The sequence below is a fragment of the Thermoflexus hugenholtzii JAD2 genome, assembly GCF_900187885.1.
In the GTDB taxonomy this organism is placed as follows: Bacteria; Chloroflexota; Anaerolineae; order Thermoflexales; family Thermoflexaceae; genus Thermoflexus; species Thermoflexus hugenholtzii.
Window position 1 is genome coordinate 34,642 of record NZ_FYEK01000078.1, and the last position, 24,068, is coordinate 58,709.

General features: G+C 66.7%; 19 protein-coding genes and 1 pseudogene. 3 read left to right on the forward strand and 17 right to left on the reverse strand.

Going from position 1 to position 24,068, the window contains the following annotated elements; all coding sequences use genetic code 11:
• Positions 1–330 precede the first annotated feature (330 nt).
• Entirely contained in the window at positions 331–4,401 is a 4,071-nt protein-coding gene (locus CFB18_RS14505) for a preprotein translocase subunit SecA (protein WP_088572515.1), read from the reverse strand.
• Between the two features lie 296 nt (positions 4,402–4,697).
• On the opposite strand from CFB18_RS14505, the gene CFB18_RS14510 reads away from it, so the two are divergent.
• The gene (locus CFB18_RS14510) at positions 4,698–6,062 is read left to right on the forward strand and encodes a right-handed parallel beta-helix repeat-containing protein (protein WP_088572516.1); all 1,365 of its coding nucleotides are present in this window, start codon (positions 4,698–4,700) and stop codon (positions 6,060–6,062) included.
• 72 nt (positions 6,063–6,134) lie between these two features.
• Here the strand turns inward: CFB18_RS14510 and CFB18_RS14515 are convergent, their stop codons facing one another.
• From CFB18_RS14515 to CFB18_RS14535, 5 genes are all read right to left on the reverse strand, one after another.
• Positions 6,135–7,211 carry an ABC transporter ATP-binding protein gene (locus CFB18_RS14515; RefSeq protein WP_088572517.1) on the reverse strand — a complete coding sequence of 359 codons (1,077 nt, stop codon included), beginning with the start codon at positions 7,209–7,211 and terminating at the stop codon, positions 6,135–6,137.
• A 32-nt stretch (positions 7,212–7,243) separates the two neighbouring features.
• The gene (locus CFB18_RS14520; RefSeq protein ID WP_200808244.1) at positions 7,244–8,059 is read right to left on the reverse strand and encodes a carbohydrate ABC transporter permease; all 816 of its coding nucleotides are present in this window, start codon (positions 8,057–8,059) and stop codon (positions 7,244–7,246) included.
• Entirely contained in the window at positions 8,056–8,922 is an 867-nt protein-coding gene (locus tag CFB18_RS14525) for a carbohydrate ABC transporter permease (RefSeq protein WP_200808245.1), read from the reverse strand. Before CFB18_RS14525 ends, CFB18_RS14520 begins: the two co-directional genes overlap by 4 nt.
• A gap of 62 nt (positions 8,923–8,984) precedes the next feature.
• Positions 8,985–10,352 carry an ABC transporter substrate-binding protein gene (locus CFB18_RS14530; protein ID WP_088572519.1) on the reverse strand — a complete coding sequence of 456 codons (1,368 nt, stop codon included), beginning with the start codon at positions 10,350–10,352 and terminating at the stop codon, positions 8,985–8,987.
• An 18-nt stretch (positions 10,353–10,370) separates the two neighbouring features.
• Positions 10,371–11,876, reverse strand: a complete 1,506-nt coding sequence (locus CFB18_RS14535) for an extracellular solute-binding protein (RefSeq protein ID WP_088572520.1) — start codon at positions 11,874–11,876, stop codon at positions 10,371–10,373.
• Between the two features lie 134 nt (positions 11,877–12,010).
• Here CFB18_RS14535 and CFB18_RS14540 point away from each other — a divergent pair, with 134 nt between their 5' ends.
• Entirely contained in the window at positions 12,011–13,330 is a 1,320-nt protein-coding gene (locus tag CFB18_RS14540; RefSeq protein ID WP_088572521.1) for an amylo-alpha-1,6-glucosidase, read from the forward strand.
• Between the two features lie 30 nt (positions 13,331–13,360).
• Here the strand turns inward: CFB18_RS14540 and CFB18_RS14545 are convergent, their stop codons facing one another.
• Positions 13,361–14,944, reverse strand: coding sequence for a carbon-nitrogen hydrolase family protein (locus tag CFB18_RS14545; RefSeq protein WP_088572522.1), 1,584 nt, complete (start codon positions 14,942–14,944; stop codon positions 13,361–13,363).
• Between the two features lie 139 nt (positions 14,945–15,083).
• Positions 15,084–15,494: a dimethylsulfonioproprionate lyase family protein gene (locus CFB18_RS14550; RefSeq protein WP_088572523.1), complete on the reverse strand. Its 411-nt coding sequence runs from the start codon at positions 15,492–15,494 to the stop codon at positions 15,084–15,086.
• 268 nt (positions 15,495–15,762) lie between these two features.
• Here CFB18_RS14550 and CFB18_RS14555 point away from each other — a divergent pair, with 268 nt between their 5' ends.
• Positions 15,763–16,500 (forward strand): creatininase family protein, encoded by a 738-nt coding sequence (locus CFB18_RS14555; protein ID WP_088572524.1) that lies wholly within the window; start codon positions 15,763–15,765, stop codon positions 16,498–16,500.
• A gap of 90 nt (positions 16,501–16,590) precedes the next feature.
• On the opposite strand, the gene CFB18_RS14560 is transcribed toward CFB18_RS14555, so the two are convergent.
• The 9 genes and pseudogenes from CFB18_RS14560 to CFB18_RS16660 form a co-directional block, all read right to left on the reverse strand.
• The gene (locus tag CFB18_RS14560; RefSeq protein ID WP_088572525.1) at positions 16,591–17,895 is read right to left on the reverse strand and encodes a PTS transporter subunit IIC; all 1,305 of its coding nucleotides are present in this window, start codon (positions 17,893–17,895) and stop codon (positions 16,591–16,593) included.
• A gap of 9 nt (positions 17,896–17,904) precedes the next feature.
• Positions 17,905–18,363: a PTS sugar transporter subunit IIA gene (locus tag CFB18_RS14565; protein ID WP_088572526.1), complete on the reverse strand. Its 459-nt coding sequence runs from the start codon at positions 18,361–18,363 to the stop codon at positions 17,905–17,907.
• Positions 18,364–18,367: 4 nt separating this feature from the next.
• The gene (locus CFB18_RS14570; RefSeq protein WP_159461795.1) at positions 18,368–18,670 is read right to left on the reverse strand and encodes a PTS sugar transporter subunit IIB; all 303 of its coding nucleotides are present in this window, start codon (positions 18,668–18,670) and stop codon (positions 18,368–18,370) included.
• A gap of 55 nt (positions 18,671–18,725) precedes the next feature.
• The gene (locus CFB18_RS14575) at positions 18,726–19,640 is read right to left on the reverse strand and encodes a phosphotriesterase family protein (RefSeq protein WP_088572528.1); all 915 of its coding nucleotides are present in this window, start codon (positions 19,638–19,640) and stop codon (positions 18,726–18,728) included.
• A gap of 22 nt (positions 19,641–19,662) precedes the next feature.
• The gene (eda, locus tag CFB18_RS14580) at positions 19,663–20,334 is read right to left on the reverse strand and encodes a bifunctional 4-hydroxy-2-oxoglutarate aldolase/2-dehydro-3-deoxy-phosphogluconate aldolase (RefSeq protein ID WP_088572529.1); all 672 of its coding nucleotides are present in this window, start codon (positions 20,332–20,334) and stop codon (positions 19,663–19,665) included.
• Positions 20,331–21,323: a sugar-binding transcriptional regulator gene (locus CFB18_RS14585; RefSeq protein WP_159461796.1), complete on the reverse strand. Its 993-nt coding sequence runs from the start codon at positions 21,321–21,323 to the stop codon at positions 20,331–20,333. The genes eda and CFB18_RS14585 overlap by 4 nt, the downstream gene beginning before the upstream one ends.
• Before the next feature lie 200 nt (positions 21,324–21,523).
• On the reverse strand, positions 21,524–22,597 hold the full coding sequence (locus CFB18_RS14590; protein ID WP_088572531.1) for a branched-chain amino acid ABC transporter permease: 1,074 nt from the start codon (positions 22,595–22,597) through the stop codon (positions 21,524–21,526).
• Positions 22,598–22,658: 61 nt separating this feature from the next.
• Positions 22,659–23,756 (reverse strand): branched-chain amino acid ABC transporter permease, encoded by a 1,098-nt coding sequence (locus tag CFB18_RS14595; protein ID WP_407084020.1) that lies wholly within the window; start codon positions 23,754–23,756, stop codon positions 22,659–22,661.
• A 99-nt stretch (positions 23,757–23,855) separates the two neighbouring features.
• Positions 23,856–24,020, reverse strand: a pseudogene (locus CFB18_RS16660) (ABC transporter permease subunit); the annotation flags it as partial.
• Positions 24,021–24,068: the final 48 nt, after the last annotated feature.

Here is a 24,068-nt window from a genome sequence, read left to right on the forward strand (position 1 = left end):
CTCCCGTCTATTATCCATTATCCCCACAAGCAACGATCCCGAGTGCGCCCACGCCCAGTCCGTTGGGGAGATCGCCAGGAAGGCGCATTTCGGGCCGGGCAACGCAGGCGACGTCGAAGGAATGGGACCCCGGAAGGCCTATGGCCGACGGTTGGCCTGATGCGTCGAATGAATTCGACCTCAAGGGGCCTTCGGCCAACAGTCGGCCTGCGCCGACCGAAAAAAATCCTTTACGTCGGCGAAGTCCGACGCCCGGCGCGCAGCGCCTTATAAGGCCGATTTCCATCGGCGTGAAGGCCTTCGGCCCCACGCATCCTGCGCTTGTGACGATCATCGACGGCGGGGTTCGGAGGTCGGGCGGGGCGACGGTGCGGTTCCGGGCAACGGCGGGGCGCCGGGGCGGCCGTGGCAGTGCTTGTATTTCTTGCCGCTTCCGCACGGGCATGGATCGTTGCGCCCGATGGCGCGGGAGGCCGGTTCCGCCTGCACGCGGGCCCGGGCTCCCGGGGCACTCCGGCGTTCCCGGGCCAGGGCCTGGCCCGCGGGCACGATCAGGAAGAGCCGGCGCACCGTCTCCGCGCGGATGTTGTTCAGGAGATCCTGGAACATCTCAAAGGCCCGGCGCTTGTATTCGACCAGGGGATCCCGCTGACCGAAGGCCTCCAGGCCGATGCCCTGCCGCAGGTTCTCGATGGCCGTGAGATACTCCACCCAGAGCTGGCCAATCAGGCTGAGGAGCAGGTCACGAGCCGCCGCCGAGAAGGCCCGGCGTCCGAAGAACCGGAGGGCCTCCTCCTGAAGCGCAGGGTCCCACTGGCGGAAGGGAACCTCCGCCACCGCCTCCCAGCGCGCCTCTCCCAGCCAGGCCTGAAGGCTGAGACGGGCCGCTTCCTCCAGATCAACCGGCCGCTGATCCGCCACGGAGGCCCATGTCGTCCGGCCCAGCTCCTCCTCCCGGGCCTCCAGGACCCCGTGCAGGTGCTCCAGAATGCGGGGGCCTCGCTCCGCTTCGGGGATCTCCTCGAACAGCCTTCCGGCCAGATAGGACAGGGGGAAGACCACCTGGGCGTAGGTGACCCGCTGATGAGTTCGCGCGTCGAACGCGGTCTGGCGGGTGAACTGGGCCTCCCACAGGGCCTGGGCCAGGGCCGTTGCATCTCGTTGCCCGTTCAGGCGCTCCGTCAGGAGCCCCTCGGCTTCCCGCAGATGCGCCTCCAGGCGCGCCTGGGCTTCGGCCTGCACGCCCTCCCGGATGATCTCCGCCAGATCCTCCCAGGAGGACTCCAGAAGATCGGCCTCGTTCAGCGTGAACCCGATCCCGACCCGGCGGGCGGCGGCGGCCATGGCCTGCATCCGCAGGGCCCGATGGCCGGCCTCCTGCACCGCTTCGGTCAAGGCCGCTCGCACCTCTTCCGGCCTCGCTGCTCGCATTCCCTCTAAACGGATCTCCAGGCCGGTGAGCTCCCGCACTCGCTCCAGGAGGCTTCGGAGGCTTGGGGCCTGGCCACTCTCCTGGCTCTCCTGAAGCCAGTCCTCGAAAGCGCGCTCGGCGGTCTCCACCCAATCGGAGAGGGCCTCACGGCTGCGGTCCGCCACGGCCTGAACGGCGCGAGCGGCGGCCTCGGCCCAGTGGGCGGCGGCCGCCTGGGCCGCCTCCCGCAGCAGCGCCATGGCCTCCGCGGCCACATTGCCATCCAGCCTCAGGCGCTCCAGGAGCAGCGCCAGACCGAAAGAAGGCAGGAAACGCCCATCGCCCAGCACCATCGGCGGCTGGATGCTGTCCAGCCACTCGATGACCTTCCACCCCTCTCCCGGCTTCATCTGCCGGAGGCGGCGATCCACCTCCGCCTCCACCATCGCCCAGAGGTCGTCGTGCAGATCGTCCCGCAGGAGCAGCCGCAGGCGCTGGCTGTAGATCAGCTCCCGCTGGCGGTTGAGGACGTCATCGTATTCCAGGAGATGCTTGCGGATATCGAAGTTGTAGCCCTCGACCCGCCGCTGGGCTTCCTCGATGGTTTTGTTCAGCCACGGGTGCTCCAGAGGCTCGTCCTCATCCTCCCACACGCGCTCCATGAAACGCCGTAGCCGGTCCCCGGCGAACCGCCGCAGCAGGTCGTCCTCCAGGGAAAGATAGAAGCGGGAGGACCCTGGATCTCCCTGGCGGCCGGCGCGGCCGCGCAGCTGGTTGTCGATCCGGCGGGCCTCGTGGCGTTCGGTGCCGATGACGTGAAGGCCTCCCAGGGCCTTCACCGTGCGCTCCCCCTCGATGTGCTCCAGGAAGCGCCGCACCGCCTCGCCATACAGCCCGTATTGGGAGGAGTCCAGCCGGCGCAGGGCCTCTGCCCGCTCCTCGAAGGTCATCTCGTAGGGGTTGAAGCCGGCTCGGCGCAGGACGCGGTTGACGTCCCCCAGCACCTCCTCGGGGAGCTCCCCGCCCAGCTTGATGTCCACGCCGCGCCCGGCCATGTTGGTGGCGATGGTCACCGCTCCCACCCGACCGGCCTGGGCGATGATGCGGGCCTCCCGATCGTGGTGGCGGGCGTTGAGGACCTCATGGGGGATCCCCCGCTCCAGGACCCGCCGCAACCGATCGCTGTCCTCCACGTCCCACAGGGCGGCCAGGCGCTCCAGGTTGGCCGGGGCCATCGGGTCGGGATCCAGCCCCATCGCCCGCGCCCAGGATCGGAGCTTCCCGAGGGGGAGCTTGTCCGGCGGCTGGTTGAGGAGCGCCCGCTCCTCCTCGGAGAACTCACCTTTCGATCCTGTCTCACCACGCCGCAGGGCGTCTTTCACCAGATCGACCAGGGCCAGCCAGCGCAGACCCTCCCCCTGCAGGCGCTTGCTCAGGTAGTCCGAGGCCTCCACGGAGGTCGTGCCCACCAGGACCGGCCGGCCCAGGGTATGCATGCGGACGATCTCGCGGAGGATGGCGCGGTGCTTGGCCTCCTTCGTGCGATAGATCACGTCGGGATGATCGATGCGGATCATCGGGCGGTGGGTGGGGATGACCACCACGTCCAGCCCGTAGATCTTCTGGAACTCCTCCGCCTCGGTGGCCGCGGTGCCGGTCATACCGGCCAGCTTCTCATACATCCGGAAGTAGTTCTGGATGGTGATGGTGGCGTAGGTGACGTTCTCCGGGCGGATGGGGACGCCCTCCTTGGCCTCGATGGCCTGGTGGAGGCCGTCGGACCAGCGGCGGTCCGGCATGAGGCGGCCGGTGAACTCATCGATGATCACCACCTGGCGCCCCTGCACGATGTAATCGCGGTTGCGATGGTAGAGGAACTGGGCCTTGAGGGCCTGCTCCAGGTGGTGGATCATCTTCATCTGCTCGGGGGTGAGCTCCTCGGGCCGCTCCGGGTCGAAGAGCGGCTTGCCGATCAGCTGCTCGACCCGGTCGTAGCCGGAATCGGTGAGGTGCACTGTGCGATGCTTCTCGTCGATCTCGTAGTCCCCGGGTCGCAGCTGGCGGACGATCTGGGCCCAGCGGATGTATTCCTCCGTCGCTTCCTCCGCCGGCCCGCTGATGATCAGGGGCGTGCGCGCCTCGTCGATCAGGATGTTGTCCACCTCGTCCACGATGGCATAGCGGTGGGGGCGCTCCAGCCGCTGCACCCGGGCCTCCAGGGTGAAGGCCATGTTGTCCCGCAGGTAATCGAAGCCGAACTCATTGTTCGTCCCGTAGGTGATGTCGGCGAGATACGCCTCTTTGCGCGAGACCGGGCGCAGCTGGGCGAAGTCCTCCTTCCCCCCGGTGTAATCCGGATCATACAGATAGGCGTTGCCTTCCCCCGCCTGCAGCAACCCGACCCGGAGCCCCAGCAGATGGTAGATCGGGCCCATCCAGCGGGTGTCGCGCCGGGCCAAGTAATCGTTGACGGTGACCAGGTGCGCGCCCAGGCCCAGCAGGGCGTTTAGATACAGGGGGAGGGTGGCCACCAGGGTCTTCCCCTCACCCGTCTTCATCTCGGCGACCTTGCCGAAATGCAGGGCGATGCCACCCAGCAGCTGCACATCGTAATGGCGCAGCCCCAGGGTCCGCTTGGAGGCCTCGCGGACGGCGGCGAAGGCCTGGGGGAGGATCTCCTCCAGGATAGCCTCCTCCGCCTGGCGCAGCTCGGAGAGACGCTGGCGGACCTCGTATTCGAGCTGGGTGCGCCGCTGGGGGTCGCGCTCGACCAGCCAGGCCAGGTGGGCCTGACGGTAGGCCTCTCGGTGATGGGAAATGGCCTCGGCGATGCGCGACCGGAACCGGTCGGTCATCGCCCGCAGCTCCGCATCCGTCAGCGCTTCGAACTCCGGCTCCAGGCGGTTGATGGCCTCCACCAGAGGCGCCCAGCGCCGCAGCCAGCGCTCCGACGGCTCGCCCAGGATTTTCCCCAGGATCTGCTTGAGCATCGTCTCCTCTCAGCGCTCCAGAACATCCGAATTGAGCCAAGAGCCCCCTTCCCCGCCCTCCCCGCGGGCCGGTCCCGGGGCTCTTCCTTAAGTTTAAACCGGATCGCAGGAAGCAAAGGAACCCCGGGCCCGAACGAAAGGGCCATGCGGCTCCCCTGGAGAGCACCTCCCCAGACCGTATTTCTAACCCTTGATATACGGCGATCCAACGCCGTTGTTTTTCTAAGACCTCTAAGAAATCGATCGCGGAGACAGGCTGGCGCTCCCGGTCCTCGAACCCCTCCCAGGAGGCGCGCATGCTGCGCACGGTGTGTTCGCTGATCATGGTGGTGGGAGCGGCCTACCTGATCCTGGTCATGGGTTCCAGAGACCCGCGGACGAACGCCCGGACGCTCTGGGTGGACGATGACGGCACGGTGGGGGCGGCCGCCTCTTCCTGTGATGGCCCCGACCCGGCTTACATCCGCATCCAGGCGGCCATCGAGGCGGCCGAGGATGGCGATGAGATCCGGATCTGCCCCGGGGTGTATCGGGAACAGATCACCATCCATCGGAATTACCTCACCGTCCGCTCTGTGGACGGATCCGCGGTGGATGCCAGCCCCGATACGATCCTGTTGCCTGAGGAGCTGGACCCGGCCGGGGTGTGGATCCTGGGGGACGGCAACGTCCTGGAGGGGCTGGTGATCCAGGACACGGCGGCTGGCCCGCCCCATCCCGTCCATCTTCACCGGCTTATCTGGGTGGGGGGCGATCGCAACACGGTCCGCCGCAACCGCCTCGTCGGCCGGGGGCCAACAGGCCCTGCGGATATCGGGGTGGAGGTGCACGGGGGAGATGTCGGCAACGGGGTGGCGGAACGGAATGAGATCGTCGAGAATGAGATCCTTAACGTCTTCAGCCACGCGATCCTGGTTCGGAGCCTGGCCCGCGACCGGGCTGCCTACTGGACGGTTATCAGAGGTAACCAGATCCATGATAACCCGGGGAACGGCATCACGGTGGATCGCTCGCCCGCCACACGGGTGGAGCGCAACACCCTGTCCCGTAACGGGGTGGCTATCGTCTTCCATAGTGAGCCTGCGTTCCCGGCCATCGAGACGATGTTCCGGTGCAATCAGATCGTTGGCAATCGCACAGGAGCTCGGAACGCCGCAACAGATGGCTTGGTGATGCGAGCAGAGTATAACTGGTGGGGGAACGAAAACGGCCCCCGCCATGATCTGCGGAACTCGGGGGGAGGCGGAGATGCGGTAGGAGACAACGTGGCGTTTCGGCCCTGGCTGACCGGGCCGCTGGAGGAGATATGTCCCCTGCTGCGCATCCGCATCGATGTGATGCCGGGGGACACCACGAACCGCATCCATCCCGGAAGCCACACCCTGATCCCGGTGGCCCTCCTTTCCAGCTCGGGCTTCATCCCGCTGGCCGAGGTGGATCGAAGGCGTCTGCACTTTGGAGCCACGGGCGGGGAGAGCGCTGTGGTTGGCTGCGACAGTCTGATCGGCGACCTCAACGGCGATGGGATCGGGGACCTGGTTTGCTACTTCCGGTCCGAGCTTACCGGCCTGGGGCCGGACCACCGGGTCGCCCGGCTGCGGGGTCAAACCCTGGAAGGGGTTGCCATAGAGGGCCAGGATGCTGTAGAGATCCTTCCATAACTAAACTATAGGGCGAATTTCCTGAGCGTCGAGGGGGCGATCCCAAGGAGGCTGCGCCGGATCCGGAGACAATCATCGAAGAGCCTGACCGCTTTGGGCATCCATCCAGCGCACCGCTTCGGGGGGGAAGGACAGCCAGAGGGTTTGACCCGGCTCCACCGCGCGTCCCGGAGGCAGCGTCATCTTCAAGGTCTGGGAGCCCAGGTAGGCGGTCACCAGAACCTGAGCCCCCAGGGGCTCCACGACCGAGACCGTAACGGGGACCGTCCATGGCTGCGGAGACGCTTCGATGCGGATGTGCTCCGCCCGGATGCCTAACAACAACGGCTGCTGGGGGACGACCCCGGGGATCTCGGGCATGGGGAGGCGATATCCTTCCAGGACAAAACTCCACCCGCCCTCGCTATTCTCCGCCACCCCACGCAGGAAATTCATCGGCGGGTTCCCGATGAACCCGCCCACGAAGACCGTGGCCGGGGCTTCATAAATCCGCATGGGTGTGTCGACTTGGACGATCTCCCCCTCGCGCATCACGGCGATACGATCCCCCAGGCTCATCGCTTCCACTTGGTCATGGGTCACATAGATGATCGTCATCCCCGTCTCCTGGTGGAGCCGTTTCAGCTCCGCCCGCGCATGCAACCGCAACAGCGCGTCCAGATTGCTGAGGGGCTCATCCATCAGCAGCACATCCGGCTGCATCACCAGGGCCCGGGCCACCGCGACCCGCTGCCGCTGACCTCCGGAGAGCTGGGCGGGATACCGGTCGAGCAACCCCTCCAGCTGCAACATCGTCGCGGCTCGCTCCACCCGCCGCCGCACCTCCGCCTCCGGAACCCGCCGCATGCGCAACCCGAAGGCGATGTTGTCGTAAACCTTCATGTGGGGGAAAACCGCATAGCTCTGGAATACCATGGCGATGTTTCGACGGCGGGGAGGCAGCCCGGTGACCTCCCGCTCTCCGATGAAGATACAACCGTGATCCACCCGCTCCAGGCCGGCGACACAGCGCAACAGGGTGGTCTTGCCACATCCGGAGGGCCCCAGCAGCACAAAGAACTCTCCATCCTCGATCGTCAGGGAGACGTCCCGCAACGCAATGACCTTCCCGAAGGTCTTCCGGATCCGCTCCAGACGCACACGTGCCATATGGTCTTCACCCCCGAATATGGGGCGCCGGCTCAGCGGCTGACGACCCCCCAAAGATTGAAGAGATAACGCCGGATGATGAGAAGGATGATCATGGCGGGGGCGACCATGAAAAAGCCCCCAGCGAACCGGAAGTAGAGGGGCGATTCGTTGAGGACCGTGAGGACCAGGGCCGGCAACGTTCGTTGCCGCAGGGTCAGGATGGTGGCGGCGAAGACCTCATTCCATGAGATCACGAAGGTGAAGAGGCTGGCGGCAGCCAGGCCAGGCAGGGCCAGAGGCAAGGAGACCCGAAGGAAGGCGGTGAGCGGGCTGCAGCCCAGGGTCATGGCCGCCTCCTCCAGATCGCGGGGGATGGCCATGAACACGCTGGAGGTGATCAGGATGACGAAAGGGAGGGCCATAGCGGTATGGACCAGGGCCACTGCCCATGGCGTGTCGTAGAGGCCGATGCGGATGAAGGTCACCGCCAGGGGGATGGAGAGGATCGCCATTGGGAACATCCGGGTCATCAGGATCCCCATGCGCACCGCCTCCCGCCCCGGGAAGATGAAGCGAGCCAGGGCGTATCCCGCCGGCGCCCCCAGGGCCAGGGACAGGATCATCGTGAGCAGGGCAACCACCACGCTGTTGCGCGTGGCCGCCAGCGTCCCCGTGGCGTTCACGAAGAATTGCATGGTCTCCACCGAGAACTCCAGCGGAAGCAGGGGACGGGGCCAGCGATACACGGCCATACGCGGGCTGAAGGCCAGCAGCCCGATCAGGTAGATCGGGGCCAGCACCCAGAGGGCCAAAAGCGCTGCCCCCCCATACCAGAGCAGGTCCGCCATCCGGGATCCCCGCTTCATCGCCCCATCTCCTCCGGGCGCACCCGCAGGACGTAGAGATAAAAGCCGGTCACCAAAGCGGACAGGGCCAGGATGATCAGCGAATACGCCGCGGCCACATGGGGGTTATGGGCCCCCGCATACCAGACGTAGGCCTCTGAGGCCAGGACGGGCAGGACCCCCCCGCCCAGGGCCACCACCACGGCGAAGGTCTGGAAGGCGAAAAGGGTGCGGATGATCAGGGCCGCCTGCAGGCTGGGCCGCAGCAGGGGCAGGACCACGTAACGCAGTTTCTGAGCCAGGTTCGCGCCGAAGACCTCCGCCGCCTCCCAGTACTCGCCCAGGATCATCTGCAACCCCGCCACCAGGGTGACCATCACGATAGCCGTGGCCCTCCACACCTCCGCGATCACCACCGCCAGGAGGATGCCGATCGGGTGCTCATATGAGAGAAAGATGATGGGACGCTGGATCAACCCCAGGGCGCGCAAGACGACATTGAGATATCCCCGCTCGGTGAAGATGGCCAGCCAGACCAGCCCCGCCGCCAGCTCCGAGATGGCCAGCGGGATCGCATACACGTAAAGGAAAAATCCGGCGCCGCGGCGCCGGGACTGCGCAATCAAGGCCATGGTCAAAGCCAGAGCCAGCTGCAGGGGGATCACCAGGGCGATCAGCACCAGCGTGTTGCGCAGGGCGGGCATGAAGCGGGTGTCCGCCAGCATGCGGCGGAAGGGCTCCCCGGACCAGGAGCCATCCGGGGCCTGGGCGGCCAGCAACAGAGCCTGGACGCTGGGGAGAGCGATGAACAGCCCCAGGAAAAGAATGGCCGGCATCAACAGCGCCAGCGGCAACCCGATTTCGACTTTCCACCACCGACTCACCCCAGCCTCCCTGAAGGTCGGGAGGCAGACCCTCGGCCTGCCCCCCGACCGCGATCCCCGGATCACCGCACCTGGCATGGTCCGGTGCTGGGCGGATCCGGTGGCCAGCAGGCGGCGCCGGTCTCGTTCAGGATCGCCTGCAGCTTGGCCGCTTCCTCCTGAAGCACCTTTTCGATGTCCTCACCCTTCAGCACGATGCGCTCCAGGGTGTCCCGGTTGACCTTGTTGAACTCGCCGGCCTTGCCGCCCAGGCCCACCGGCAACAGCGCCGGGATCGCATCTTGTGCCCCGGATTGCTTGACGACCGCCTCGCCTTCGATCCGGACATGAGCGGGCATATCCGCCGGCATGGGGATGTCCAGGACCGGGAAGAAAGCGACCTCGCGGAGGATGGTCAGCTGAGTCTCCGGCCGGGTGAGGAACTCAATCAACGCCTCCGCCCCTTCCCGGTTTGGCGCGCCCTTCACGATCCCGAGACAGGCCAGCACCGGCATGAAGCCCCGTCCCTTGGGGCCCGCCGGCACGGGGGCCGCGATGAAGTCCTCCGGCCGCTCCTTGAAGGCGTTCACCAACCGGGCCGTGTGATCCCAGGCGATCCACACCTCCTCGGCCAGCAACGGCTCCTGCATGAAATCATAGGTGGTGGATTGTGGGTTGACATGCTCCCAGAGGGCCTTAAAGGACTTCCACATCTCCACCGCCTCCGGGCTCTTGTACGTTGTGACGAAGGCGCCGGTGTAGGATGGATACAGATAGCCCTGGACGAAGCGGTGGATCAGGCCCTTGGGACCCAGGGGGAACCCCAGACGGCGCTCCCCTGTCGCCTTATGGATGTTCTCCCCCCACTGTCGGAGCTGATCCCATGTCAGGGCGTTGACATCCGCGCCCGCAGGCAGGTAGTCCAGCGCCTTCTTGTTGATCGCCAGGATATAAGTGGCCTGCATCCACGGGATGCAATACTGGCGATCCGTGCCCAGCTTCCCCAGCTCCGCGAACTGGGAGATCATCGGACGATCCTTCAGGCGCTCCATCAGCGGGGTGAGATCCTCCAGGGCGTTGTCCTTGAGGAGCGTGACGAAGTTACCATGCAACGCCCCCACCACATCCACCGTCACCTTGCCCGCCTGGATCTCCGCGCGGATCCGATCGTGGAAGGGGCCTTCGTCCTCCGGGATGAACTCCACAGGGGCGCCGAAGGGTTTGAGGATCACGTTGCGCATCTTCTCCGCCTCCTCCACCGGCCGCAGCTGGGTGGAGAGGAAGAGGACCGGCTTGGGCGGCGGGGTGGGCGTGGGCGGAGGAGGCGTGGGGGAGGGCGCCGCCGGCGGAGGCGGAGCGGTGGGAGTCGGCGTGGGAGGTGCCGCCGGCTGGCAGGCGAGGGACAGGATGAGGGCGACCGTGAAGAGGGCCCAGAGCCTTCGCGTACGCATGATCCACCTCCTGATCGTTCAATGTGGGAACAGATGGCTTTCCGGCAACATATAACCCGTGAGGGCAGCGATCCGCTCCGCCGCCCTCGGGACCGCCGCTTCCAGCGGACGACGGCCGAGCAGTACGTCCTCCACCAGCGCCTGCCATTCCTCCGAAACCCGGGCGTAAGCCGGCAGGGAGGGGCGCGGCCGCCCCTGCTCCACCCAACGCTGCGTCCGCGCCAGGAACCCTCCTCGCTCCCCGGCCAGATGGGAGAGGGCGTGGATCCAGGGAGGATGGCGCCCAGTCATGCGGGCGAACGCCCGCAAAGGCTCCCCCTCCACGGCCTGTCGCAACAGCGCCAGGGCCCGCTCGGGATGGCGGGATTGCCGATAAATCCCGAACGCCATGCCGCCCATCAAACCGGCCGGACGCCCATGAGGCCCTGCCGGGATGGGGAGGACCATGAGGCGCTCCAGGAAGGTCGCTTCATCCCACCCCGCCGCCTGCTGGATCAAATCCGCCTCATAGGTGCCTCCCACGGCCATCACCACCTGCCCCTCCGCCAGCCAGAGAGCCGCCTGCTCTCGATGGAAGGCGGTCACCTCGGGGGGCATCAGCTGATGTTCCCAGATCAACGCCCGCAGGAAGGCCAGCGTCTCATAAGTGGCCGGCTGATCCAGCAGGACCCAACCCCCGCTCACCAGCTCGCCCCCATTCGCCCAGAGGAAGGGAAGCGTTTGATAGGTGGTGGTCTCGCCGCCCGTCCGGCCGGCCACCATCGCCAGCGGATAAGGGCCCAGGCCGTAACGCCGGCGGACCTCCGGTTGCCGAAAATGAGCCCCTACCCGGAGCAGATCCTCCCAGGTGGTCGGCGGGCGCAGCCCTTCCGCCTCCAGCAGATCCCGCCGCACCCACAGGACGCTGACATCCATGCTGATGGGGATCCCATACAGGTGTCCTTCGAAGACCCACGCCGAGCGGGGGCCCGGCATCAGCGTGGCCAGCGCCTGGGCCTCCCAGGCCGGATCGATCTCCCCGACGGCTCGTAGATGGCGAAGGGTCACGAACTCCGCCAGCCAAGCGGAATCCAGGATGGAAAGATCAGGAGCCCCGCCATTCCCCACCGCCTCCATCAGCGCTCCCCGCAACTGTAGGAAAGGGATTTGCTCCACCGCCAGCTCGATCGGCTGGTCTGGATGTTGCTGATTCCAGCGGGCGACGGCGAGATCCAGGGGGATGCGCCAGCGGGGGTGGGAGATCACCACCCGCAACACCAATGGAGAACTCGCCCCCCCGTTTCGAGGGGCGACAAAGGTGCCCCGCCCCCGTTGACGGAGGATCAGACCCTCCCGCGCCAGATCCTCCAGGGCCTGACGGACCGGCGCCCGGCTGATCCCATAACGGGCGCAAAGCTCCGCTTCCGTGGGCAGACGATCCCCCGGCCGGAGCCGACCCCCCAAGATCTCCGACCGCAGGAGCTGCTTTAGCTGCTCGTGAAGCGGGACCCCCAGCGCGGGATCCAGCCGCCGACGTGCCCCCACTCCTTACTCCAACCATCAAAACTTTGTTATAATGATATACAAAATTTTGGACTTGTCAAGGAAGGAAGCATGAGGCGGGTCTCCACCCCTCCGCGCTCTCCGGTCCTGCAAGGGCCTATCAACAGGAGGGCTTGATGATTCAGAAGGACCTGCGACAGGCGGCAGAAGAGGTGCTGCGGCGGAACGATCGGGGGACATTCACCGCCCCTTCCCCCCGGCAGTATCCCCACCTCTGGCTGTGGGACGCCGGGTTCGCCGCCCTGGGCTGGGCGGCCTTAGGGGATTACGAGCGGGCCTACCGGGAGATCCGGGCCGCCCTCCGGGGGCAGTGGCGCAACGGGATGCTCCCCCACGTAGTCTTCTACGACTGGCCCAGCGCCTATTTTCCGGGCGCCGATGTCTGGCGCTCCGATCTGGCCTCGGAAGCCCCGGCGGAGCTCCCCACCTCCGGCATCACCCAGCCCCCGGTCCTGGCTTTCGTGGTCGAGATCCTGACCCGCTATGATCCCGATCGAGGGCGCGCGGCAGCCTTCCGCCGGGAAGCCTTCCCCGCACTCTACGCGTATCACCGGTGGCTGCACACCGCTCGGGACCCCGAGGGCATGGGCCTGAGCGTCCTGGTGCACCCCTGGGAGTCCGGGATGGACAACAGCCCCCTGTGGGACGCGGCCCTGGCCCGGGTGCCGGTGGGGGATCTGCCGCCCTATCGCCGAGCCGATGCCCATTGGGTGCCCGAGGAGCAGCGACCCCGCTCCGCCGACTACGACCGCTTCCTGGCCTTGATCCTCCATCTGCGATCGCATCGCTACGGGGAAAGCGGCGTCCAGACCTCTTCCTTCCGGGTCTATGACATCCTGTTCAACGCCCTTCGCTATCGCTCGGAGGAGGCCCTCTGGACGATGGCGGCGGAGCTGGGCGAACCGACAGGGGAGATCGAGGGGTGGCTGGCGCGAGGCCGCGCCGCCTTTCAGGCCTATCTGTGGGATCCGGCGCGTGGGTTCTTCCTGGACTGGGACGCGGTGGCGAAGGCCCGGATCCCGGTGATCGCGGCGGGCGGGTTCCTGGCCCTCTACGCAGGCCTGGCCACGCCGGAGCAGGCCCACGAAATGGTGGCGCGCTATCTCACGAACCCGGAGGCCTTCGCCCCGGACGGCGGGACGCGCTATCTGGTCCCTACAGTGAGCAAGGCCGAGCCCGGCTGGGAGCCCCGACGCTACTGGCGGGGGCCGATCTGGATCAACCTCAACGCCCTGATCGCCCACGGCCTGCGGCGCTATGGGTTCGTCGACCTGGCCGAGCAGATCCGCGCCGACACCTTTGCCCTCGTCGCTCGCTCAGGGTTCTGGGAATACTACGACCCCCGCACTGGGGAAGGATTGGGAATCGGAGATTTCACCTGGTCCGCCGCCCTCCTCCTGGCCTGGGACCTGCTGGAGATCCCCGAAACGAGGTAGGGGCGACCGGCTGGTCGCCCCTACGCCTCCCTACCCGCCTGCCCCGGAACCTGCAGGATGCGGGGAGGGCACGGAAGGTCGGTCAAAGACGATATGGGAGCCAGGGGCCATCTCCTTATGGCGGGTCAGGGGACGGAACAGGGAGGCCAGGATCCCCTGCTCGCGGTCCGGCAGGCCGGTGGCGAGGGGCTGCCCCAGCGGGTCAAAGACGGCAGCCGGGGCACTGGGCTCACCGAACAGTGGGGAGGCCCGCACCAGGAAGACCCGGTTCTCATCCGCCCGGGTTCGGGCGAGGAGATCGTCGGTCGCCCGACGGGCGGAGGGGAGCCAGATCAGCAGCTCCGCGCCCTGGGCCATCAGGCTGCGGGCGATCTCCGGCGCCCAGATCTCCTCCGACCCCAGCACCCCGAGGCCACCCCATGGCGTCTCCATCGCCCGCGGCGGATCCCCGACGCGGCGGCGGGCGATCTCCTGCCCGCGGTCGATAAGGTGGATCCCCACATGCCCTTCATCCACCAGGGGAGCGATCAGGCCGCAGGCCAGCCGGGCGCTGAGGGCCTGGAGGGCGTCGAGGGTTGTCGTCTGCTGATAGGCCGGGGCGCGCTCCCACCCCTCCGGGATGCCGGGCAGGATCAGAAGGGAGGCCCCCTGGCGGATCAGGCGCTCGCCCAGCTCCTCCACCCGTCGCCGCCACGCCTCCGGATCCTCATAGGGCTTCAGCTGGAGGATGCCGACCCGGAGATACATCGAATCCGCTGGGATCGGCTCCCGGAGCCGCCGGGCCACCGGGAGCGCCTCCCCCGGCGTGTTCCACCACAGTGCTGGCGTGGAGGGCCGCGCGCGGGGGCCGGGCGCCGCCGCCAGATCGACCTCCGCCAGCACGATCTCCTCGCGATCCGGGCTCCCCAGCGCCCGATAGGCGCCGTCCGGCCCCACCACGCCGCTCCGTCCGCAATAGAGGATGCTCTCGGCCTCCACCCCCACCTTGTTCGCCCAGGCGATCCAGAGGCCGTTCTCCAGGGCCCGGGCGGGCAGGAGATAAGTCACCTGGGGATTGGTCCGGGCCTCGGGGGCCCCGGTGGAGGTCACCAGAGCGGTGGCGTCCAGGATCAGGCGGGCGCCCCGCAGGGCCAGGGTGCGGGGGATCTCCGGCATGCGGGCGTCGGCGCAGATCATCAGGCCTACCTGTCCGAAGGGGAGATCGAAAACCGGCAGTTCGGAGCCGGGATCGAACCACTCTCGATCGAAGTGCCAGAGGAAGAGTTTGTCGTGGAAGCCCAGGACCTGGCCGTGGGGATTGATGAGGGCCACTGAGTTGCGCAGCCGCCCGGAGGGATGGGGGCGGACGAGGCCCACCGCCACATAGGCCCGGTGCCGACGGGCCTTCTCTCCGAACAGACGGAGGACCTCCTCCAGCGGACGGGGCTCGGCGCGATGATAAGCCTCTAACGAGTGGAGATAGTAAGCGGGGTAAGTGCACTCCGGCAGCAGGATGAGATCCGGCCGGTGGCGTCCGGCCTCCTCCACGCCCTGCAGCGCCCGCTCCAGGGCCTCTTCCGCCCGCTCCAGCCCGAGGGCCTCCAGCTGCACACAGGCGATCCCAAGTCGGGACATTTTCACCTCCCGCGATGCTTTGTATGTGTGGGATCTGTATGCGTGGAATCTTCGATCCGCCCCTCAACCGCCTCCCGGGTCAAGCGCTCACATCCGGGCTTGTTGGATCGGCTCCGGCGACCCGGAGAGATGCAGACCTTCACTCCAGGATCTCATACGGGCTTGGGGTGGGCCACTGAGGGAGCAATCCCATCAGCATGATGCCCGCCACCACGCACAGGCGCACCGGCTCCGTCCCGGTGTTGAACACGCGATGGGCGGTGTTCTCACGATTGTAGATGGCATCCCCCGCCTCGAACTCGTAACGCTCTCCTTCCGATTCGATGTAACCCCTACCCTGGAGGACGAAGTAGACCTCCTCGCAGTTATGCCGGTGCAGGGGCGTGTGCGCACCGGGATCGATCTCCACGATCCCCATGATCAATGTCTTGGTGGGAAAGCCTGTCTCCGGGTAAATCACCTTCCAGTCCCGCACGCCGGGCATGCGCTCCATGGGAGCGCCGCTCAGGAACTCCGAAGACTTGATCACCACGCGGCGTGATCCTCCCATCCGGCCACCTCCTGGCAAGTTAGAGGAGAAACGATCTTTACGCGTAGTATTGCATCAAGCAGGCAGAGAGCAAGAAGCCGAGGACCATCGATTCGAACCGGCTGTGAGACAGGAGCGCCGCATGCTCTCATTGCTTCCTTGATGCCGGTGCGGCTTACAGCTCCACAAAATGAGCATCCAGCGATAGACCTTCCGGTGAAGTGCAAGGCCGCGTGGCAACCAGCCGGATCCCGTAAACTGAAAGGCGATCCTTCCGGGGAGGCCTGTGATGTCCCTGGTGCGCTACGAACATCTGAACGGAGAAGAGGCGCGTCAGATCCTGACGGCGCGTCGGCTGGCCATCCTGCCCATCGGAGCCCTGGAAGCCCACGGCCCGCATCTCCCAGTGGGCACGGACAACCTGCTGGCCCAAGCCATCGCCGAGCGGGTGGCCGAACAGGTCGGAGGCGTGCTGCTGCCCCTCCTCCCTTATGGCCAGGTCTGGTCCCTTCAGGATTTCCCCGGATCCCTCTCCATCTCCAACGAGGTCCTAAGCGGTCTCCTGGTCGACCTGGGGCTCAGCCTCCAGCGGCAGGGGGCGGCGATCCTGGCGGTGATCAACGGCCATATCGGCAACGGAGCCGCCCTCCAGGCGGCCGCCCGTCGCCTCCACGCCCTCCAAGGCCCCGTGATGTATGTCTTCACCTACCCCGGGCTCGGCGAGGCCGCCACGCGGATCTGCACCTCCCGCCCCCTGCCCGGCGGTTACTTCCACGCCGATGAGATCGAGACCTCTATGGTCCTCTATGTCGCCCCTGAACACGTGCGTCTGGATCGGATGATCCGAGAGGAACCCCGACTCCCCCCCGACTTCCCTTACCGCCCGGTCCCCTGGACCGAGATCACCCGCACCGGCGTCCTCGGCGACCCCACCCTGGCCACGGCAGAGAAAGGAGCCGCCCTCATAGAGGCCATCGTCGCCCAAATCGTCTCCGTCCTCCGCCTCGCCCTTCAGCGACTCGGATGAAAAACGAGAGGGGCGGGCTTTCCGCCCGCCCCTCCCATCCGTCCGCGCAGGCCGAGACGCCCCCGAGGGAAGCCTCCGGTTCGGATGCGCTCAACGGCCCAGGATCCGGCCGATGAGGGCGATCAGCAGGGGCCAGAGCACGTAATCCGTGTCCGAGGCCCAGCTGAAGAAATCGCCGATGGCGAAGCCCAGCACCGGCCACATCAGCGCCTGCCCCACGCCCATCAGCACTCCGGCGACTACGCCCCCCAGGATGGCGCCTGGGATCCCCCAGTATTTATTCCCATACACGCCGGCGGTGGCCCCGTGGAACCAAACGGACATGGTGGGGGCGAAGATGAAGAACGGATAACGACCCGCGGCGAAGAGGAGGGAGACCAGGACCATGGTCAGCATCCCGATCAGGCCGCCGTAGGCCATGGAGACCTGGCCGTAAGGGAAGAAGAGGGGGCAATCGAGGGCGGGGATGGCGCCGGGGACGATGCGCTCGGCGATACCCTTGAAGGAGGGGATCAGCTCGGCGATGATCATCCGCACGCCCATGATCAGGATGGCGAAGCCGGCGGCGAAGTTGAGGGCCTGCAACAGGACCCAGATGATCGGATGCTTGCCCGCCTTGCCCGCCGCCTCCACCACGAAGCCTACGTTCAGGGCAGCCATGATGAGGTAGACCACCAAGAAGGTAGCCGCCATCAGCAGCATGGGCTCCCGCAACCACTCCAGCGCCCGCGGGAAGCGGAGGGCCTCCATGTCCCCCACCCGCCGCTTCCCTCCCCCCGACAGCAGGCGCGACAGCCACGCCGTCACCAGGACGGTCAGGGAAGAGGAGTGGCCCAGGACGAACCCACTGCCCTCGTTGACGAAGAGATCAAAGCGATGGGTATACCAGGGCTGGATGGTCTGATAGAGGCCGGTGAACAGACTGGCCACGATCACCAGGGCCGCCCCCTCCAGCCCCAGGGCATACCGGAAGGCAGAGACGAAGATCACGGCGTTCCAGAAGATCAGGTGACCGGTGAGGTAGATATACTTAAACCCCAGGCCGCTGAGGAGGCGGGTGAGGAGCACGTTGATCAGGAAGGCGAAGAGCATGACCAGGCCGATCTGGATCCCGAGCTCGCTGATGATCTTCTGGGTCCCGATCTGGATCTGGACCGGCGGCAGGCCCAGGGTCTTCCCGGCCAGCTCCCCCAGTGGGAGCAGCGCTTGGACCATGAGGTTGACCCCTGCCAAGAGGATGAGCAACCCGATGGCCGTCTTGAGGGTCCCGGAGATCGTCCGCTCGACCCGCTCCCGGAGCAGGAGGAAGCCCAGCAACGCGATCAGCCCCAGGAAGAGGGACGGCTCCTGCATGAACTTCTGGATGAATTCCAGGACAGCGCGCAAGGCCTCCATGGCAACCTCCTATGGGGGGTTCTGGATCAAGGACCGCACCAACTCCTTCCATTGCTCGGGGGTTCCCAGGCGCGCGGCCGCTTGCGCGAGCGCGTCAGCCCGCGCCAAGAGCTCTGCCAGCTGGCGCAGGAGATCGATGTGAGCCGATCGATCGGGAGTCGCAAAAGCGATGAGCACGCGAACGGGATCGTTGTGCGATCCGAAACGAACGCCCTCCCGAACCACCACCAGGGACAGGCCCAGGCCGTTGGCCCCATCCTCCGGCCGGGCGTGGGGGATGGCCACCCCAGGGGCAATGGCGATGTAAGGGCCCAGCTCCTGACAAGTCCGAACCATGTGATCCACATACGAAGGTGTGACCAGGCCGTCGGCAGCCAGGAGCTCCCCGCTGATCCGAACTGCCTCTTCCCAGGAGCTCACGCGCTCCAGGATGCGGATGCGCCCGTCCAGGGCCTCCAGGAAATCCACGGGCTTACCCCTCCAGCCGCCGCACGGCGGCTAGCAGCTTCTCCTGGATCTCCGCTTTGTTCCCGTAGTTGGTGACCGCCACGATCTCCCGGGCCCGGGCCCGCTGGTGGAACATCTCCGCCAGGTCCGGGCCGGTGACGATGATGTCGGCCGAGATAGTAGGCGCCAGGGTGGCGTCGGCCGTCTCCACCACCGCCGGGATGCCCGCCTTTTTCAGGATCTCCTCCACCGTCATCTTCAGGTAGAGGGCGGTCCCGGTCCCCAGCCCACAAGCCGCCACGACCCGGATCGGTGGCTTCCCGCTCACGGTGCACCTCCTCCTGCCCTCGCTGAAGGTTTCGATGCTTGATGTCCTGGACCGCTTATCCGATGGCCAGCGCCTGCGCCGGGTTGTGGATCAGGAGATCCCGGATCGCCTCCTCCGGCACCCCCTCCGAGCGCAGCCACGGGACGAAGCGCAACAGGATATACGTGAGCCCCGGCCCGCCTCCGGTCCCATAGCTGGGCCAGTAGGACTTGCGTGCCATATCCCCGCCTAGCAGGATCTGCTTCCCGTAGCCCTCGGCGATCAGACGTCGGATGAACTCGACCCGGAGGCGATCCGGCGCGTATTTCTCCTTGCTGATCTGGTCGTAGCTCAGGTAAACCCCCGCCCGGGCCAGGGCCAAGTGATACTCCCATTCCATCCGGCGGTCGACGTGCCCGATGATCACCCGCGCCGGATCCACCCCTTCCGACCGCAGGAGGGCCACTTGCTCCAGGCCCATGGTGCCCGCCTCGGTGTGGGTGGAGATGGGCGCCCCGGTGAGGCGATGGGCGATGGCGGCAGCCCGGAAGACCTTCTCCTCGTTCGGCGTGATGCGATTCAGGCTGCTGCCGGCCTTGATGACCCCGGCCCGGATCCCCGTCCCGTCGATGCCCTCCACGATCTCCCGCACGAACCGATCGGCCAGCTCGTGGACCGAGCGCCCTTCCACCCAGGGGCCGGAGAAGGCCTCCTTGTGGTGGCCGGTGGCCGCGATCAGATACACGCCGGCCGCCTGGGAGATCCGATACAGGGCCTGGACGTCGCGGCCGTAATCGGGTGGGGACATCTCCACCAGCGCCTGCCCGCCCGCTTCCCGGAACCCGCGCAGCTCCTCGATGGCGACATCCTCGCGGTCCAGGATCAGGTCCGCATCCTCCACCGGGGGCCGGCAGAAGACATGCTCATGGGCGTAGCAAACCCCCAGGGATTCCGGGGGGATATCGCCGGTCACCGTCCGAATGATCGCCACAGGGCTCCCCTCCGCTTTGGGATCACGGAACGCGCGCCATCTCGCCGGCGAGGGCCCGGGCCTCCCGGGCCCGGCGGATCAGCTCCTCCTTCTGTCCTTCGCGGATCAGACGGCGATCCGCCAGCCAAGTGCCGGCGCAGGCGAGCACGTTGGGCAGGCGCAGGTAATCCTGAAGGTTCCGCGCCTGGATTCCTCCGGTGGGGATGAAGCGAATCTGGGGGAAGACCGGCGCCAGGGCCTCCAGGGTCCGCACCCCGCCCATGGCCTCAGCGGGGAAGAACTTGAGCACCTCCCACCCCTGCCGCCAGGCGGCCATGACCTCTGAGGGAGTCGCCACCCCCGGGATCAGGAGGATCCTCCGCTCCCGGCACCAGCGCCCCAGCTCAGGCTCCCACCCCGGGGAGACCAGGAACTCCGCCCCTGCGGCCACTGCCTGCTCCGCCTGCTCTGGAGAAAGGATGGTCCCCGCCCCGATGCGTAGAAGCGGATCGGCTCGCCGCAGATATCGGATCACCTCGGAGGCCACCGCGGTGCGGAAGGTCACCTCCAGGAGCGGGATCCCGGCCTCCTGCAAGGCGTCCGCCAGGATGCGGGCCTCCGCCTCGCTTTCCAGAGTCGCCACCGGGATCACCCGGACCTGGGCCATGGCCTCCAGGATCCCGCCCGATCGTTCTGTCACCGCCTCGCCGTTCATCCGCGGGCCTCCGGGGACCTTTGGAGATGAAGGTTCAGGACCTCCGTGGCCGCCCCTTTGTCCGTGATCAGGATGTCGATCAGGCCGCTGCGCAGGGCCGCCAGGATCGCCGGGGCCTTCACCGTCCCTCCGGCCACTGCGATCACACAGGGGATGCGCCGGATATCCTCCAGGGTGAGGCCGATGGTCCTTCGATCGAAGGGCGTGCTCACCGGGCACCCGTTCAGGTCCAGATACCGGCCGCAGAGGTAGCCCACAGCGCCCCGCCGGCGCAGCTCCGCCAAGTCCTCGTCCGAGAGATAGCCGGCGCGCTTCAGCGAGGAGGCCTCGGCCTGGGTCGTCCCGATGCCTACCAGCAACAGATCGGCGCTCCGGGCCAGGTCCAGGACCTCCTGGATGGCCCGCTCCTCCAGCAGGCGCTGGGCCACCTCCTCGCGCTCTACCATCACCGGCGCATGCAGGTAATACCCCTGAGCCCCCAGGGTCTCCGCCAGCTTGCGGACGATGGCCGGGGTATCACAGGGTTGGCGCCCCCCCAGGGCCCCCAGGCACTGGACAATCCGCAGCCGTGGATACGAGGAGGAAGGAAGTGCCTGGACCACCTCCCACAGGGTGGTCCCCCAGGTGACGGCCACCGTCATCCCGTCCCGGAGGTGGGGGAGCACCTCGAGAGCGGCCAGCTTCCCCAGCTGGCCGAGCAGCTCCCGGTAGGAGGAGTTCTCCGCATCCAGGACGCGGGCGCCCTGTAGGGAGAAGGCCTCCATCAGCTGGCTTTCCAGGTGGGGGACGGTTTTCACGGGCCACCGGATGTGGATCTGGACGATGCCCTTGCGCCGCGCCTCGCTGAGGAGGCGGGAGACCATAGAGCGGCTCAGCCCCAGCCGCCGGGCGATGCGGGCCTGATCCCAGCCGCGCTGGTAATACAGGCTGGCCACATAGGCCAGCAGCTCCTCACGGGTCGGAAACAGAGAAGACGTCCTCCGAGGCATCCCCATCCCACGCGCCGGAAGGATTCCCGCTCGCCGCCCACAAGCCCCAAGCCTTCCTCTGCCCCACATGAGCAAATGTGCATTTTATGCAACTACGTTCGAGGCGATTATAAACAGGGTTTTCGGGCCTGTCAACCCTTTCGGCCCGGGCTTTAGGACCGGGGAGGTTGAGGGACGTGCGAGGGCTCGATCGTTCGGACTCACCCCCCACGAGGGGATGGGGCCCGCAGGTTCCTGTGCGTAAAGGGGCGGTGAAGGGACCACCTCTGTCGCCAAGTGCCGACCAGCCCCTGGGGGAAAGACAGCACGATGATCACGTAGAAAAGACCGAACAGCAGGAACCAGATGGGGCCGAACATCCGATTGAACAGATAGCCGACGAGCTCCAGCAACGCCGCGCCGAACATCGGGCCGCTCAGGGTCCCCACCCCACCCACCAAGGTCATCAACAACGCCTGGATCGTGGTGTTCACGCTCAGGAGCGAAGGGGTGGCGTTTTTGTTCAGCAAAGCGTTCAGCGATCCCGCCAGGGCGGCCAACGTCCCGGAGAACACGAAGGCCAGCAACCGGAAGACGAAGGGGGAATAGCCCAGCGCGACCGCGCGCTCCTCGTTCTCCCGCAAGGCAACCCAGACCCGGCCGGTGGGAGAATCCACCAGCCGTCGCGCCAGGAAATAGGCCCCCACCATGAAAAACAGAGCCACATAGTAGAACCGCAGGCGATGCACCGCCGGATCCAGCCAGGCCGGGACGGGGATGCCCTGAAGGCCATCCTCGGCACCCGTGTATTGCCGGAAATCCGGAGCCTCGCTCAGGATGAAAGCGGCTTGAGCCAGCGCCAGGGTCACCATCGCCAGATAGACCCCGCGAACCCGTAAGGAGAGGACGCCCACAATCCCGCTGAGCACTACCGCGAGGAGCACTGTGGATAGCAGGGCGATCGGAAGGGAGGCATGGAGATGCTTGAGCAGGATGCCCGTGGCATAGGCCCCGCCGCCGAAGAACAGCGCGTGGCCGAAAGACAGAACGCCCGTGTAACCGATCAGGAGGTCGTAGCTGAGGGCGTAGACCGCCATCAGGTAGACGCGGATCAGCAGGCCCTGGAGGAAGCGTGGCCATCCAGATTCCACAGGCTCACGGAAAACCCCGCTGAGCATGAAGGGCAACCCGACCAGGATGCCCAGACCGATCAGCCATCCTATGTGCGGTTGGATCCATCGCCGGAGCGCTTGAAGCGGCGAAAGGCTCATCCACCGTCCTCCGATTCGCTCCATCCGCGCTGCCTCCTGGGATTTCCTCACCGCAGCATTCCAAGGAGGACCCGGCCGCTCATTATCAGGTTGGTGAGCTGGTTTTCTGACCGAACAGGCCGCTCGGTCGGATCAGGAGGACCACCGCCATGATCAGCACGGTGGAGGCCCGGGCAACAGCCGGGGAGAAGCGTAGCGCCTCCGCCATGCCGGGGAGCGCGATCCCCACTGTGACCAGGTAGTCCCCGAAGGCCCGGGCCAGACCCACCAGCATCGCCCCCGCCGCGGCACCCCCGTAGTGCCCCATGCCGCCGATGATCACCGCGATGAAGGCCTGGAGCAGGAACTCCAGCCCCATCGCTGGGCTCAGGCCCAGGAACGGGGTAGCCACCACGCCGCCCAACGCCGCCAGGGCAGAGCCCATGGCGAACACCCCGGTGAACAGCCGCCGCACCGGGATCCCCAGGGCTTCCACCATCTCCCGATCCTCCACGGCGGCCCGCACTGCCATGCCGACACGGGTCCATCGCAACCACAGGCCGATCCCGGCCCACATCGCGATCCCCACGCCAATGATCAGCAGCCGATAGGTAGGGAAAGGACGCCCCAGCACGTCCAAGGAGGCACATCCTTGACTCAGCCACTCCCCGATGGATGACGCCAGGCACGGCGCGGCGAAGAGAGAGGGACGCGGCAGCGGAGCATAGTTCCCGGGTCCCCAGACCACCCGCACCAATTCCGTGCCCACGTAGGACAAGCCCAGGGTCAGGAGGACCTGATAGATCGGGCGGGCGTAAAGAGGACGAATCAGCGTAGCCTCTATTCCAGCGCCTAGGGCGCCGCCGGCCAGGGTCCCGGCGAAAAGCGCTATGAGGAACCGGAGATCCGCCGGACTTCCCAGGATCCAGCGCTCCAAGGGCTCCCGGCCGATCAGCATCAGGATGCCCAGCCCCAACAGGCCGGCGGAAAGGGCCCCCGCGCGACGCAAAGACGTGGCGCGACGCCCCAACAGCCATCCACCGCACAGACCTGCCAGCCCCATGGCCCCCATGCGGGCGAAGACGATCCCCAACGGCTCCTGGGCAAGCGGGGTGGGGATCGAGCCGCCGGGCACTGTGCTCCCGAAGGCGACCAGCTTCCCGAGGTTGTAGTTCCAGAACGCCAGGGCTCCCAGCCCGACCATCCCCAAACCGGAGAGCGTCCGGGGCACTGACAGCCGGCCCGCTGTGGCCTGCCCCGTCGCGATCCCAGCCCCCAGGGCCAGCCATAACGGGATCCCATTGAGCAACAGGCGCGGGTTCTGGTAAGCAGTCCAGCCGATGTAAGCTCCCAGCATAAACAGCGTGCCATGCGCAAAATTGATCACATCCATCATCCCGAAGATCAGAGAGAGTCCGGAGGCGACCAAGAAGAACAAGGAGGCCAGGGTGAGGCCAGAGAGCACCACAGAGGCCCAGACCGGAGAAGGGAGGAAGAGGGCAGGGAGCCCCACGAG